The organism is Massilia genomosp. 1, from assembly GCF_011682185.1.
GTDB classification, from domain to species: domain Bacteria; phylum Pseudomonadota; class Gammaproteobacteria; order Burkholderiales; family Burkholderiaceae_D; genus Telluria_A; species Telluria_A rubra.
In genome coordinates this window covers 1-14,740 of the sequence record NZ_WHJF01000035.1, presented here as the reverse complement: position 1 = coordinate 14,740, position 14,740 = coordinate 1, and the positions used below count along the sequence as shown (strand labels likewise).

The following is a 14,740-nucleotide window of genomic DNA, read 5'->3' as shown; positions in this document are numbered from 1 at the left end:
ATGCCGCACCCATGCCCGTCCGATGCCACTCACTAAACTCGCCCGCCTGGCGCAAGAAACACCGCTGCGCGTGCTCCTCATCAATGCCGGCGAGCCTGACGCGCTGACCTGGGCCGGCCTGTTCCAGCCGCTGCGCCTGGCTGCCAAGATCCTCGGTCCCGAGCGCTTGCACGTGGACGTGCGCAGCCCCGACAAATTCGCCGCCGACGCCCAGCGCCACTGGCACCTGGTGCTGCTGGTGGCCGACGAAGCGCAAGCCTCGCTGAAACCGGCCAACAGCCGCATCCTGATCGAGCGCTGCCGCGCCGCACCGTTCTGGGGCGGGGTCGGGGCGGGGGTGTTGTGGCTGGCCGACGCTGGCGTGCTCAACGGCGTGCGCACGGCGCTGCCGTGGGCCTTGTATGCCGAGGTCGACACGGTGGCCGACCGCGCCATGTTTACACCGAACCTGTTCGAAATCGACGACAACCGGCTCACCTGCTGCGGCGGCGCGGCCAGCATCGACTTTGCGCTGAACCTGGTCGAGATCATCTTCGGGGCGGGGGTCCAGGCGCGCATCAAGGAAACGCTGTGCATCGACCGGGTGCGCGGCAAGGAAGAGCGGCAGCGGGTGGCCTTGCAGGCCCGCTTCGGCGCGCTGCAACCGAAGCTGACCGAAGCGGTGACCTTAATGGAAGCGAACATCGAAGAGCCGCTCTCGACGGACGACATCGCCAACCTGGTCGGCATCTCGCGGCGCCAGCTGGAGCGCTTGTTCAAGCAGTATTTGGGCAGCCTGCCATCGCGCTACTACCTCGAATTACGCCTGCAGCGCGCGCGCCAGTTGCTGCTCGACACGCATTATTCCATTGTGCAGGTCGGGCTGATGTGCGGCTTCTCGAGCGGCTCGCACTTTTCGACGGCGTTTGGCGCCCTGTTCGGCAACACCCCGCGCGAAGAACGCCAGCGCAAACTCGCCGCCCCGCCCGCTTGAATTCCTAACGTTAATCGCGGCAACCTCCTACAACCGGGGTCAGAGCTTTAATTAGAAATGTTTCCTTATAGCGGTTAGCGCTCCGTATCGCTCCTAAGTCATGAGCGCGCACGTCAATACTTTTCCACTGTGGGGGCGCGTCGGCCGCGACTTTATAGGTTTGTGGGCAATTAGTTGCGAGTTGGAACTCTGCGCCCGATCGAGAAATGTTTCGATTTAAAGCTCTGACCCCGGTTTGCGGGTTTTGGACGTTTTGGCGGCGAGCAAAAATGAAAATGCTTGTCGCGTATTCAAAAGATGTTTGGGGCTGCTCTTCTTATAATGGTTCGACGTGCCCAGCGGTTTCGCCCGGGGACGCCTACTAACATTGGATGAGGAATGCCATGAACGCAAAGCTTGAAACGGGTGCAACCACGCGGCCGGTGACCAGACAAACCTTCGACGACGTCCTCGTCCCAACCTACGCGCCCGCCGCCATGGTGCCCGTGCGCGCCGCCGGCCTCGACCTGTGGGACCAGAACGGCAAGCATTACCTCGATTTCACCTCCGGCATCGCCGTGTCGAGCCTCGGCCATTGCAATCCGGCCCTGGTCGCCGCCCTGACCGCTCAGCTGAACAAGGTCTGGCACCTCGGCAACGGCTACACCAACGAGCCGGTCCTGCGCCTGGCCCTGGCCCTGACCGAAGCGACCTTCGCCGACCGCGCCTTCTTCTGTAACTCCGGCGCGGAAGCGAATGAAGGCGCCCTGAAGCTGGCGCGTAAGTACGCCCACACCAAATTCGGCCCGCACAAGTCGCGCATCATCTCGTGCCTGTCGTCGTTCCACGGCCGCACCCTGTTTACCGTGTCGGTCGGCGGCCAGCCGAAGTACACCGAAGGGTTCGAACCGCTGCCGCAAGAGATCGACCATATTCCGTACAACGATATCGCAGCGGCGCGCGCCGCCATCGGCGACGATGTGTGCGCGGTCATCGTCGAGCCGATCCAGGGCGAAGGCGGCGTCATTCCGGGCGATCCGGCTTACCTGAAAGCGCTGCGCGAACTGTGCGACCAGACCGGCGCGCTGCTCATTTTCGACGAAGTGCAATCGGGCGTGGGCCGCACCGGCGCGCTGTACGCGTACATGGACAAGGGCGTCACGCCCGATATCCTGACCAGCGCCAAGGCGCTCGGCAACGGCTACCCGATCGGCGCCATGCTGACCACCAACGAGATCGCGGCGCACTTCGGCGTCGGCTCGCATGGCACCACCTACGGCGGCAATCCGCTGGCGGCCACCGTGGCGCTGAACGTGCTCGAGACGATCAACCAGCCGGCCTTTTTGGCGCGCGTCAAAGAGGCGTCGGAAAAAATCTTCGCCAAGCTGCGCAAACTCGCCATCGATTACCCGCAGGTGTTCGGTGAAGTGCGCGGCAGCGGCCTGCTGATCGGCCTGCCGGTGGCGGAACCGTTCAAGGGCCGAGCCAAAGACATCACCAAGGCCGCCGAAGCACTCGGCCTGATGCTGCTCATCGCCGGCACCGACGTGGTGCGCTTCGCGCCCGCGCTGATCGTCACCGACGAGCAGATCGACGAAGCCGACCGCATCCTGCGCGCCGCCGTCGACGGCATGCTGAACGCGGCTCCCGCCAAGTAATCAGTTACCGACGGCCGGCGCGGCACTCGCCGCGGCCGGCCGCGGCACGCTTTGCCTATAAAGGGAAATCACATGTTTGTTGTCCGTCCGGTTGAACTGTCGGATATCGACGCCCTCGAAACGTTGGCAGCAGTGACGATGCCGGGCGTGCATACCCTGCCGAAGACGCGCGAAAAAATCGCCGCTTCGGTCGAGCGTTCGATCGCCTCGTTCGCCGCCCATGTCGACATCCCGAGCGAGGAGTCGTATCTCTTCGTGCTCGAACAGCAGGCCACCCGCGCCATCGTCGGCACCGCCGCCATCTTCGCGTCGGCCGGTTCCAACGGCACCTATTTTTCATTCCGTAACGATGTGATCCAGCAGGTCTCGCGCGACCTCAATATCAGCCACAGCGTGCATGCGCTCACGCTCTGCTCGGAGCTGACCGCCTATTCCCAGTTGTCCGGCTTTTACGTGAGCAACCGCGGCAACGCCGGGCTGGAAGCGGCCCTGCTGTCGCGCGCGCGCCTGCTGTTCGCGGTGCTCGCCCCGCACCGCTTCGGCGACCGCTTCTTCGTGCCGCTGGCCGGCGTCACCGACAAGAACGGCCAGTCGCCGTTCTGGGAAGCGCTCGGCCGCAAATTTTTCAAGATGGATTTCCTCGAGGCCGAACGGGTCATCGGCGGCGCCCGTAACCGCACCCTGATCGTCGAACTGATGCCGCACTATCCGGTATATGTGCCGCTGCTGCCGGGCGACGCCCAGGCGGCCATGGGCCAGATCCACGGCGACGGCGAACTCGCGTTCAACCTGCTCACCGAAGAAGGCTTCGAGGCCGACGACTATGTCGACATTTTCGATGGCGGCCCGATCCTGCAAGCGCACAAGAACGCGCTGCGCACCTTTGCCGGTTCGATGCTGCGCCGCGTGGCGCCGTTCGATGCGGGCATGTCGTCCGAGCCGCCGGTGACCTACGCGGTCGCCGCCAGCAACGAGCAGAACTTCCGCGCCATTACCGTCTCGTGCCCGTCCGCCGAAGGGTCCGACAGCGTGTTCCTGCCGCAGGACGCGCAGGATGCGCTGATGGTGGCCCCGGGCGATAACGTCATTTGCGTCAGAATCTGAAAGAGAACCCTATGCTAGTTGTACGCGCAATTCACGCGTCCGATCTGGATGCCCTGATCGAACTGGCGCACCAGGTCGGCAGCGGCATGACGACGCTCAAGCCGGACCGCAAGATGCTGGGCGACCGCATCTCGGTGGCCGTGGCCTCGTTTGCCGAGACCATCCCGCCCGAACAGCGCGACTACATGTTCGTCATGGAAGACACCACCAGCGGGCGCCTGGCCGGCGTGTGCGCGATCAAGGGCGCGGTGGGGCTGGACGAGCCGTTCTATAACTACCGCATCGGCACCCTGGTCCATTCGAGCCGCGAGCTCGATGTGTTCACGCGCATGGACACCCTGTACCTGTCGAACGACCTGACCGGCGCCACCGAATTGTGCTCGCTGTTCCTGCATCCGGATTACCGCAGCGGGAACAATGGCAAGTGGCTCTCGAAAAGCCGCTTCCTGTTCATCGCCCAGTTCCCGCACCTGTTCACGGCCAAGCTGATCGCCGAGATGCGCGGCTACCAGGCCGAGGATGGCAGCTCGCCCTTCTACGAAGGCCTTGGGCGCCACTTCTTCAAGATGGATTTCAACCACGTCGACCACTTGACGGCGATGGGCAAGAAGTCCTTCATCGCCGAGCTGATGCCGCGCCAGCCGCTGTACGTCGCTTACCTGCCGGAAGACGCGCAGGAAGTGATCGGCAAGGTACACCTGTCGACCGCGCCCGCGCGCCGCCTGCTCGAGCAGGAAGGCATGCACTTCGAAGGCTATGTCGATATTTTCGACGCCGGCCCGGTGCTGCAGGCGCGCGTGTCGGAACTGCGCGCCATGCGCGACAGCACGGTGGCCACGGTCGATGAAACCGCCACGCCGACGGACACCGATCCGCTGCTGGTATCGAACACGAAGCTCAATGATTTTCGCATGATCGTCGCACACGCCAATCCGGTCTCGGGCAAGCTCGCCCTGACGCCGGACGAACAGGCGCTGCTGCATTGCCAAGGCGGCGACACGGTTCGCACGCTGTCACTCAATGTAAGGAAAAATGTCCATGTCTGATGCCAGCAAGGTAGTGAGTAACATCGCAAGTAACTTCATCAACGGCGAATGGCTCGCCGGCGGCGGCGCCGAACTGGTCACCATCGATCCGTCCACCGGCAAGCAGACCTGGGCCAGCCTGGAGTCCACCGCCGACGACGTGGCACGCGCGGTGCAGTCCGCGCGCGCGGCCTTCGAGGCCTGGGCATTGACCCCGCTCGACGAGCGCGTCGCCCTCTGCGGGCGTTTCCGCGACCTGCTCAAGGCCAACGCCGAAGAGCTGGCGCAGACCATCTCCGAAGAAGTCGGCAAACCATTGTGGGAAGCGCGCACGGAAGTGGCGACCATGGCCAACAAGGTCGACATCTCGGTGCAGGCCTACGGCGCGCGCACCGGCGAAGTGGCGGCCAAGGTCGCCGACGGCAATGCCGTGCTGCGCCACCGTCCGCACGGCGTGTTCGGCGTGTTCGGACCGTACAACTTCCCCGGCCACCTGCCGAACGGGCATATCGTCCCGGCCCTCATCGCCGGTAACACGGTGGTGTTCAAACCGAGCGAATACGCCCCGCGCACGGCCATCAAGACCGTGCAGCTGTGGCAGCAGGCCGGCTTGCCGGCCGGCGTGATCAACCTGGTCAACGGCGGGCGCAATACCGGCGTCGCCCTGGGCCAGGATGCGGGCCTCGATGGCGTGCTGTTTACCGGCTCTTGCCAGACCGGCGTCGCGCTGCACAAGCAGTTCGGCGGCCAGCCGGGCAAGATGCTGGCGCTGGAAATGGGCGGGAACAATCCGCTGGTGGTGTGGGACGTCAAGGATGTCGACGCCGCCGTGCATCACGCCGTCATGTCGGCCTTCATCTCGGCCGGCCAGCGCTGCACCTGCGCGCGCCGCCTGGTGGTGCAGGACAGCCCGGCCGGCGAAGCGTTCGTCAAGCGCCTGGTCGAAGTGGCATCGACCCTCACCGTGGGCGCCTCCAACGCCGAACCGCAGCCGTTCATGGGCCCTGTGGTCTCGAGCGCGGTCGCCGCGCGCCTGGTGCAAGCGCAGGCCGACATGGCCGCCAAGGGCGGCACGGTACTGCTGCAAATGAAGCAGCTCGATCCGAATGCCGGTTTCGTCACGGCCGGCATCGTCGACGTCACCAACGCTACCGGCATTGCGGACGAAGAGTGGTTTGGCCCGCTGTTGCAGATCATCCGCGTCAAGGATTTCGCCAGCGCCGTCAAGCTTGCCAACGCCACCGAATTCGGTCTGGCCGCCGCGCTGCTGTCGAACGACGAAGCGCTGTGGAAGCAGTTCTCGGTGCAGGCCCGCGCCGGCATCGTCAACTGGAACCGCCCGACCACGGGCGCTGCCAGCAGCGCGCCGTTCGGCGGCGTGGGCAAGTCGGGCAACCATCGCCCGAGCGCCTACTACGCGGCCGATTATTGCGCGTACCCGGTCGCCTCGATCGAAACGAGCGAACTTGAACTGCCGGCCAAGCTCTCGCCCGGCTTGAGCTTCTAGGACCCGCCATGAGCGCACGCGAATTCAACTTCGATGGCCTGGTCGGCCCGAGCCACAACTACGCCGGCCTGTCGTTCGGCAACGTCGCCTCTTTCAGCAATGTGAAGAGCGCGTCGAACCCGCGCGAAGCGGCCCTGCAGGGCCTGGCCAAGATGCGCGAGCTGGCCGCGCGCGGCTTCGCGCAGGCGGTCATGCCGCCGCAGGCGCGTCCCAACTTCCGCCTGCTGCGCCGCATCGGCTTTAGCGGGACCGACGCCGACGTGCTGGCGCGCGCCTACCGCGAGGCGCCTGTCATCCTGGCGTGCGCCTATTCGGCGTCCCCCATGTGGACCGCCAACGCGGCCACGGTCAGCCCGTCGGCCGACACTTTCGACGGCCGCGCGCACTTCACGGCCGCCAACCTGAACAACAAGCTGCACCGCTCGGAAGAGCACCTGCAGTCGACCCGCACCCTGCGCGCGCTGTTCCCGGACGAGCGTCATTTCGCGGTGCATGAGGCGCTGCCGCCAACGTCGGCCTTCGGCGACGAAGGCGCGGCCAACCACACGCGCTTCTGCGCCACCCACGGCGGCAAGGGCGTCGAGTTCTTCACCTACGGCCGGGTCGAATTCGATCCGTCCGCGCCGGCGCCTAAAAAGTACCCGGCCCGCCAGAGCCTGGAGGCGTCGCAAGCCATCGCGCGCCTGCACGGCCTGGACTCGGCGCGCACCGTGTTCGCCTCGCAAAATCCGGACGTGATCGACCAGGGCGTGTTTCACAACGACGTCATCGCGGTCGGTAACGGCAATGTGCTGTTCTATCACGAGCAAGCCTTCCACGATGAAGGCGCGGTACTGAACGCGCTGAGGAATGCCCTGGCCGGCGTCGACACCGAACTGACCGCGATCCGCGTCGATACCCAGGTGGTGGCGGTGGGCGACGCGGTGGCCAGCTACCTGTTCAACAGCCAGCTGCTCACCAAGCCCGATGGCGCGATGGCGCTGGTCATTCCCCAGGAATGCCAGGAAAACCGCGCCGTGGCGCGCTACCTCGAAGAACTGGTCGCCAGCGGCGGCCCGGTCGACGAGCTGATTCACTTCGACCTGCGCCAGAGCATGCGCAACGGCGGCGGGCCGGCCTGCCTGCGCCTGCGCGTGGCCCTTACTGACGCCGAAATCGGAGCCATGCACCAGGGCGTGATCATGACCGACGCCCTGTACCACACCCTGGTCGCCTGGGTCGGACAATACTACCGCGACCACCTCGAACCGAAAGACCTGGCCGACCCCCAGCTGGCGCTCGAATGCAGCGCCGCGCTGGAGCAATTGAGCCGCATCCTGGGACTGCCCGGCCTGTATGACCTGACGTAGAATGCCGCCAGCCGGACGGTGCCCCTTATTTGGGCGGGTAAACCCGCCTGCCTGCAAATCGCGAAAGCGCCGTCACAAGCTGGCGCCGGAACGATGGAATACAAACCAAGCAACGGAGAAGCAAAGATGAAACAGATGCCACAAGATTTGCGTAAACAGACGCTCGACCTGATCACTGCGAGCCAGCCTGCCGATGACGGCCAGGTGACGGCCCTGATCAGCGCCTGGCTCGGTTCGCTCGACGACGAAGACCTTGCGGGCACGTCGCCGGGCAACCTGGCGCCGGTCCTGCGCGACGGCTTTACGCAAGCGGCGCGGCGCACCGCGCCCGGCTGCCAGATCGCGCAGCTGCGCTACTCCGACGGGCGTGGCGCGCAAGCGACCGCCCTCCTGGTCATCAACGATGACATGCCTTACCTGGTCGACTCCATCGTCATGGCGATGCGCAAGCAGCGCGTGGCCGTGAATGGCGTCATGAACGCCGTGCTGGCCGTGCGCCGCGACGCCAGCGGCGTCGCGCTCGGCGTCGGCGAAGCCGGCGCACCGCTCGAATCCGTGGTGCTGTGCCTGCTGGCCGAAGACCTGGGCGCCGACGAACTGGCCGCGCTGGTCGCCAGGCTGCACATGGTCGCGCGCGACGCCGCCGTGGTGCGGCGCGACTCGGTGGCCATGGGCGACCGCCTCACCGCCGTCGCCGCCGCCGCCGCCGCCAACGGCACCGAAGGCCAGGAAGTCGCAGCCTTTCTGGAGTGGGCCAAGAACGAAGGCTTCGAGCCGTTCGGCTACGCCTATTACGTCGTCAAGGCCGGCGAGCGCGAACTCGAACGCGATATCCCGAGCCGCATCGGCGTGCTGCAAGATACCTCGCATCCGGTCTACGGCACCTGCCTGGCCAACATCCCGGGCGACTTCGACACCTTGTCCAAGCGCCCCGACGCGCTCTCGATCGTCAAGGCCGACGTCGAAGGCACCTTGCACCGCGACCAGCCGCTCGACTTCATCGGCGTGCGCGACACCGATGCCCAAGGCAATATCCGCGGCGAGCACTGCTTCGTCGGCCTGTTCACCCGCGCCGCCACCGCCACCCCGCTGGCGCGCCTGCCGTTCGCGCGCGGCCGCGTGGCCAAGGTCCTGAGCCTGGCCGGCGTACGCCAGGAAGGCTTCCGCGCCGAGAAATTCCTCGAAATCCTCGAGTCGCTGCCGCGCACCGAAACGGTGGAAGCGGACGCCGAATGGCTCTCGCAGGTGTGCAGCTCGGTCGTCTCGCTGTACAAGCAGCCGCGCGCCAAGGTCTTTGCACGGCGCGACGTCTACGCGCGCCACTTGAATGTGCTGGTCTACATGCCGCGCGAGCGTTACAGCGCCAGCGTGGCCGCCAGCCTGGCCCACGCGCTGAAAGAAAGCTCGGGCGCGACCGATGTGCGTTCGCAAACCCTGGTGGCCGACGGTCCGCTGGCCCGCGTGTACCTGATCGCCCACGCCGCGCGCAACCCGCTCGACCTCGAAACCGATATCCAGCAGCCGCTCCTGGCGGTGCTCGACGGCTGGCACGACAAGTTCGCCGCCCTGACCGACAACGTGTTCGATGTACAGACCCGCGGCACCCTGCGCAAACTGTGCTCGACCTTGCCGGTCAACTACGTCAGCGCCACCGCGCCGGCGGTCGCCTTGCGCGACCTGAACGCGATCCTGCACAACGGCCACGCCGGCCGCGTGTCGGTGCGCGTGGAACTGGACGACGCCGGCAGCGCCACCATCCGCCTGTACTCGGTGGACGGCGTGCCGTCGCTCTCGCGCATCCTGCCGGCGCTGCACAACGCCGGCGTTGCGATCGACCGCGAACAGACCTACGCGATTGCCGTTGCCGACGGCAGCCGCCATTTCGTCACCAGCCTGGCGGTGGACGCCGAAAGCGCGGCCAAGTTGGCCCAGCCGAACGTCGTGACCGTGGCGCAGGAATTGTTTGCCTCGCTGTTCAACAATGAAGCCGAAGACGGCCGCATGAACGGCCTGGTGATCGAAGGCGGCTTGCGCATGCGCGAAGTGCAGCTGATCCGCGCCTACATCAGCTACTGGCGCCAGACCGGCAGCAAGTTCTCGGTGCGCTACATGGCCGACACCCTGCGCCGCCAGCCGGTGCTGGTCAAGGAACTGGTCGAAGGCTTCGTGCAGCGCTTCGATCCATCGGTGCCGGAGAATCAGCGCCTGGCCGCGGCCGAGCGCGTCGCCGCCATCAAGACCAGCCTGGCCACCGTCAACCACGCCGACACCGAGGAAATCGTCGCCGCCCTGGTCGACCTGATCCTGGCCACCGTGCGTACCAATTACTTCCAGAACGACCAGCAAGGCGACAAGATCATCTTCAAGTTCGACACCAGCAGCCTGGCGCTGGTGCCGGAACCGCGTCCTTACCGCGAGATCTATGTGTTCTCGCGCCGCTTCGAAGGCGTACACCTGCGCGGCGGCCCTGTGGCCCGTGGCGGCTTGCGCTGGTCGGACCGCATGGAAGACTACCGCACCGAAGTCCTGGGCCTGGTCAAGGCGCAGATGGTCAAGAACGCGGTCATCGTGCCGGCCGGCTCCAAGGGCGGTTTTGTCTGCAAGCAGATGCCGAAGGACGCCGTGCGTGAAACCATCGCCGCCGAAGGCGAAGCAGTCTACCGCCTGTTCATTTCCAGCCTGCTGGAAGTGACCGACAACCGCGTGCGCGGCGTCATCGTGCCCCCAAGCGACACGGTACGCTACGACCAGGACGATCCGTACCTGGTGGTGGCCGCCGACAAGGGCACCGCAACCTTCTCCGATATCGCCAACAGCATCGCGGTCAAGCGCGGCTTCTGGCTGGGCGACGCCTTTGCGTCGGGCGGCTCGAACGGTTACGACCACAAGAAGATGGGTATTACCGCCAAGGGCGCGTTCGAAGCGGTCAAGCGCCACTTCTACGAGATGGACCACGACATGAACACCACCCCGATCAGCATGGTCGGCGTGGGCGACATGTCGGGCGACGTGTTCGGCAACGGCGTGCTGCTGTCGCGCCAACTGAAGGTGCTGGCCGCGTTCGACCATCGCCACATCTTCCTCGACCCGACGCCGGACGTGGTCACCTCGTTCGCGGAACGCGAGCGCATGTTCGCGCTGCCACGCTCGTCCTGGGAAGACTACAACAAGGACCTGATCTCGGCTGGCGGCGGCGTGTTCCCGCGCAGCGCCCGTTCGATCGAGATCTCGCCGCAAGTGCGCGCCGCGCTAGATATCGCCGAGACCGTGCTGCCGCCTGAAGAACTGATGCACCGCATCCTGCTCGCTCCCGTGGACCTGTTCTACAACGGCGGCATCGGTACCTACATCAAGGCCTCGACCGAAACCCACGCGCAGGTCAAGGACCGCGCCAACGACAATATCCGCGTCGACGGCAACCAGCTGCGCTGCAAGGTGGTGTCCGAAGGCGGCAACCTGGGCGCAACCCAGAACGGCCGTATCGAATTCGCCCTCGCCGGTGGCCGCATCTTCACCGATGCGATCGACAACTCGGCCGGCGTGGATTGCTCGGACCATGAAGTGAACGTCAAGATCTGGCTCGACACCGAAGTCAATGCCGGTGAACTGCCCGAAGCGGACCGCAACCGCATCCTGAACGAGATGACGAGCGAGATCGAACACCTGGTCCTGCGCGACAACACCTTGCAAACCCACCTGCTGGTGCGCGAAGTGCAGGCCCAGCTCGACCCTGCCGTGGTGGACGCTTACGCCGCGCTGATCACCAGCCTGGAAGCCGAGGGTGCGCTCTCGCGCGAACTGGAACAGCTGCCGACCGACGCCGAACTGCAGCGCCGCAAGACGGTGGGCGCGGGATTGACCGCGCCGGAACTGGCGGTGGTGATCGCCAACGTCAAGAACCGCTTCAAGCGCCTGCTGGCCGCGCTGCCGCTGACGGACGAAAGCTGGGCCGAGTCGGTGCTCAAGCCTTACTTCCCGGCGCAGCTGGTCGCCACCCGCAACGCGCTGGCGCACCCGCTGGCCAACGCCATCCTGGCCACCGTGCTGGCCAATGAATCGGTCAACCGCTGCGGTCCGTTGATGATCCGCGAGCTCGCCAGCGCGCACCAGATCGACGAGACCGACGTCGTCAAGGCCTGGGGCCAGTCGTGGTCCGCGCTGCACCTGGCGCCGATTTTCGGCGCGCTCGACGCCGATGCGCTGACGGTGCCGCGCGCCGTGTCGATCAAGGTCGATGCGCGCACCCGCGTGCTGTTCAAGGCGATCGTCGAAGGCGTGCTGTCGGTTCCTGGCGATCATCAGCGTGCGGGCGGCATGGAAGAACTGTCGCGCCTGTTCTCGCAGCCGGAAATGCTCAGGCAGCTGATGCCGGCAACGGCCGATGCCGACGCTTTCGTTTCCCTGCCTGCGTCGTTCACGCAAGCCTGGAAAGCGGTCGACGCGATCGAAGCGGTAGCGACCTTCCTGTTCGCGGCGGTGTCGGTCAACCGTCCTGCGGGCATGAGCCTGGCGCAATTCCTGCAGGTGGGGATGGCGCTGCGCGGCCAGGCCGGCATCGATACGCTCGAACGTGGCCTGAAACTCGCGCCGCACAGCAAATCGCAAGAGCAGCTGCGCAACTACGCGATGCAGGCGCTGCGCCGCACCCAGCAACGCCTGCTGCAGCAAGTGCTGGCCCGTTCCAGCAACGGCAGCGACACCCTGGAAGCGGTCGAAGTGGTGACCAACACCATGGGCTTGTCGGGCTACGCGCCGGCGCTCGACCTGGAACAGGCGATGCTGGACGTGTGGGCCTTGTCCGAGGCGACCAACGCGGCGCCGGTGGCGGCGTAAATGACCGCCTATGTTGCACCAACGGCAAACGGGGGCGCGCAAGCGCTTCCGGCCGCCGTGCGGGCGCTGGCCGGCGCCGACTTCACTGTGCTGGCCAAGCGCTTTACCGAAGCTGGTTTCGCGGTGCTGCAACCGGCGCCGGGCATCGTGACGATCAAGTCCGGGCAGGCGCCCGCCTGCGCCAGCGTGATCGTGTCGGTCGGCGTGCATGGCGACGAAACCGGCCCGATCGAAGTGCTGGCGTATGTGTTGGACGCGCTCTCGCAAGGGCCGGATGCGCTGGCGGTGGACCTGATGGTCTGCGTCGGCAATATCGACGCCATCGCGGCCGGCAAGCGTTTCATCGATGCGGACCTGAACCGGATGTTCCGTCCGGTTCGCGGTACGCTCGCCAGCGCGGCGGAAGCGGCGCGGGCGGACACCATGATCGCCGCCACCGTGGACTTTTTCGCCGGCGCCGGGCCGGATCGCTGGCACCTCGACCTGCACACGGCCATCCGCCCGTCGGTCTACCGGACCTTTGCGATCGTGCCGGACCTGATTGCCGAAGAGGGCAAGTGCGCGCTGATTGCCTGGCTGGGCCAGGCGGCGATTGGCGCCATCGTCATGAATCCGCAGTCGGCTGGAACGTATAGTTATTACTCGGCCGAGTTTCACGGTGCGGCGGCCAGCACGGTGGAACTGGGCCGGGTTGGTACCCTGGGCCAGAACGACCTGAGCCTGTTTGCCGACGTCGGCACCGCGCTTGACGACCTGCTGCGCGGCGCCAGCCCGGCCGGGCCCAAGGTCGAACCGCACGTGTTCGCGGTGGCGCAGGAAATCATCAAGCACAGTGACGGCTTCAAGATGGCGTTCGACCGCAGCACCCAGAACTTCACCGCGCTCGAACAAGGGCAGGTGATCGCCACCGATGGCGACATCGTGTACGCCGTCAAACATCCGGAGGAACTGGTAGTATTCCCGAACCCGGATGTGCGCGTCGGTCTGCGCGCCGGATTGATGGTGGTGCGGACGCGTTAGCCGGCATGGGCATGGCACGCCCCGTACCGTTTCTTACAAGCGTTTCGGGGCATTCCATGAGTACTCTCTTCACACCTTTCAGCATGGGGCCAGTCACGCTGGCCAACCGCATCGCGATCGCGCCGATGTGCCAGTACTCCGCCGACGAAGGCATCGCCAGCGACTGGCACATGATCCATCTGGGCCACCTGGCTTTGTCCGGGGCGGCCATCCTGTTCCTCGAGGCCAGCGCCGTCTCGCCCGAAGGACGCATTTCTCCCAAGGACCTGGGTATCTGGTCGGACCAGCATGCCGCCGCACTGGCGCCGATCGTGGCCGCCATGCGCCGTCACGCGCCGATCCGCCTGGCGATCCAGCTGGCGCACGCGGGGCGCAAGGCATCGAGCCAGGTACCGTGGGAAGGCGGCGCCAATATCGCCATCGACGATGGCGGCTGGCAGACCGTTTCGCCGTCGGCGCTACCGCATGCGGACGGCGAAACGGTGCCGCTGGCGCTCGACGACGAGGGCCTGGCGCGCGTGCGCGATGCGTTCGTGGCGGCGGCGCAGCGCAGCCACGCGCTGGGGTTGGACGCGATCGAGCTGCACGCCGCGCATGGCTATTTACTGCATCAGTTCCTCTCGCCGCTGTCGAACCAGCGCAGCGACCAGTATGGCGGCGCGCTGGAAAACCGCATGCGCTTTCCGCTGGAAGTGTTCGCGGCCGTGCGCGCGGCGGTGCCGGCCACGATGGCCGTCGGCGTGCGTATTTCGGCCACCGACTGGGTCGATGGCGGCTGGGATATCGAGCAGAGTGTGCGCTTGTCGCAGGAATTGAGCGCCGCCGGCGCCGACTTCATTCACGTGTCGAGCGGAGGCATCTCGCCGGCGCAAACAATCCCGGTGGGGCCGTCGTACCAGATCGGCTTCGCCGCCCGCATCCGCGCGGAAACCGGCATGCCGACCATCGGCGTGGGCCTGATCACCGAGGCGCGCCAGGCCGAAGGGATTGTCGCGCGCGGCGACGCCGACGTGGTGGCGCTGGCGCGCGCGATGCTGTTCGATCCGCGCTGGCCGTGGCACGCGGCCGCGCAGCTGGGCGCCCAGGTGGACGCGCCGCCCCAGTACTGGCGCTCGCAGCCGCGCGAGTACAAGGACTTGTTCGGGCCGACCACGCTGGGCCAGCGCTAGTGTAGTGTTGCATTCTCAGTGCTTCGTATTGAAATATCGCGGATGAGGCGCTATTCTTGTGCATCAACCAGGAGAAAGCTAATGCGAATTGCGACGGAGATTGTGCTTACCCAGGACGAGCAA

The 14,740-nt window shown here is 65.9% G+C and carries 9 protein-coding genes; all 9 read left to right on the top strand.

Features of this window, described 5'->3' with window-relative positions; genetic code table 11:
* Nucleotides 1-22 precede the first annotated feature (22 nt).
* Entirely contained in the window at nt 23-973 is a 951-nt protein-coding gene (locus F1735_RS15090) for a GlxA family transcriptional regulator (protein WP_167237702.1), read from the top strand.
* Nucleotides 974-1,356: 383 nt separating this feature from the next.
* Nucleotides 1,357-2,610 carry an acetylornithine/succinylornithine family transaminase gene (gene astC / locus F1735_RS15085; protein WP_167237701.1) on the top strand — a complete coding sequence of 418 codons (1,254 nt, stop codon included), beginning with the start codon at nt 1,357-1,359 and terminating at the stop codon, nt 2,608-2,610.
* A 72-nt stretch (nt 2,611-2,682) separates the two neighbouring features.
* Nucleotides 2,683-3,714: an arginine N-succinyltransferase gene (locus F1735_RS15080; protein WP_167237700.1), complete on the top strand. Its 1,032-nt coding sequence runs from the start codon at nt 2,683-2,685 to the stop codon at nt 3,712-3,714.
* A gap of 11 nt (nt 3,715-3,725) precedes the next feature.
* Nucleotides 3,726-4,760, top strand: a complete 1,035-nt coding sequence (astA, locus tag F1735_RS15075) for an arginine N-succinyltransferase (protein ID WP_167237699.1) — start codon at nt 3,726-3,728, stop codon at nt 4,758-4,760.
* Between the two features lie 22 nt (nt 4,761-4,782).
* Nucleotides 4,783-6,246 carry a succinylglutamate-semialdehyde dehydrogenase gene (gene astD, locus F1735_RS15070; RefSeq protein ID WP_167237734.1) on the top strand — a complete coding sequence of 488 codons (1,464 nt, stop codon included), beginning with the start codon at nt 4,783-4,785 and terminating at the stop codon, nt 6,244-6,246.
* A gap of 8 nt (nt 6,247-6,254) precedes the next feature.
* Complete coding sequence (astB, locus tag F1735_RS15065) at nt 6,255-7,595, top strand: N-succinylarginine dihydrolase (protein ID WP_167237698.1); 1,341 nt, start codon at nt 6,255-6,257, stop codon at nt 7,593-7,595.
* Between the two features lie 126 nt (nt 7,596-7,721).
* Entirely contained in the window at nt 7,722-12,428 is a 4,707-nt protein-coding gene (locus tag F1735_RS15060; RefSeq protein WP_167237697.1) for an NAD-glutamate dehydrogenase domain-containing protein, read from the top strand.
* On the top strand, nt 12,429-13,448 hold the full coding sequence (locus F1735_RS15055; protein ID WP_167237696.1) for a succinylglutamate desuccinylase: 1,020 nt from the start codon (nt 12,429-12,431) through the stop codon (nt 13,446-13,448).
* Between the two features lie 56 nt (nt 13,449-13,504).
* Complete coding sequence (locus tag F1735_RS15050) at nt 13,505-14,617, top strand: NADH:flavin oxidoreductase/NADH oxidase (protein WP_167237695.1); 1,113 nt, start codon at nt 13,505-13,507, stop codon at nt 14,615-14,617.
* Nucleotides 14,618-14,740: the final 123 nt, after the last annotated feature.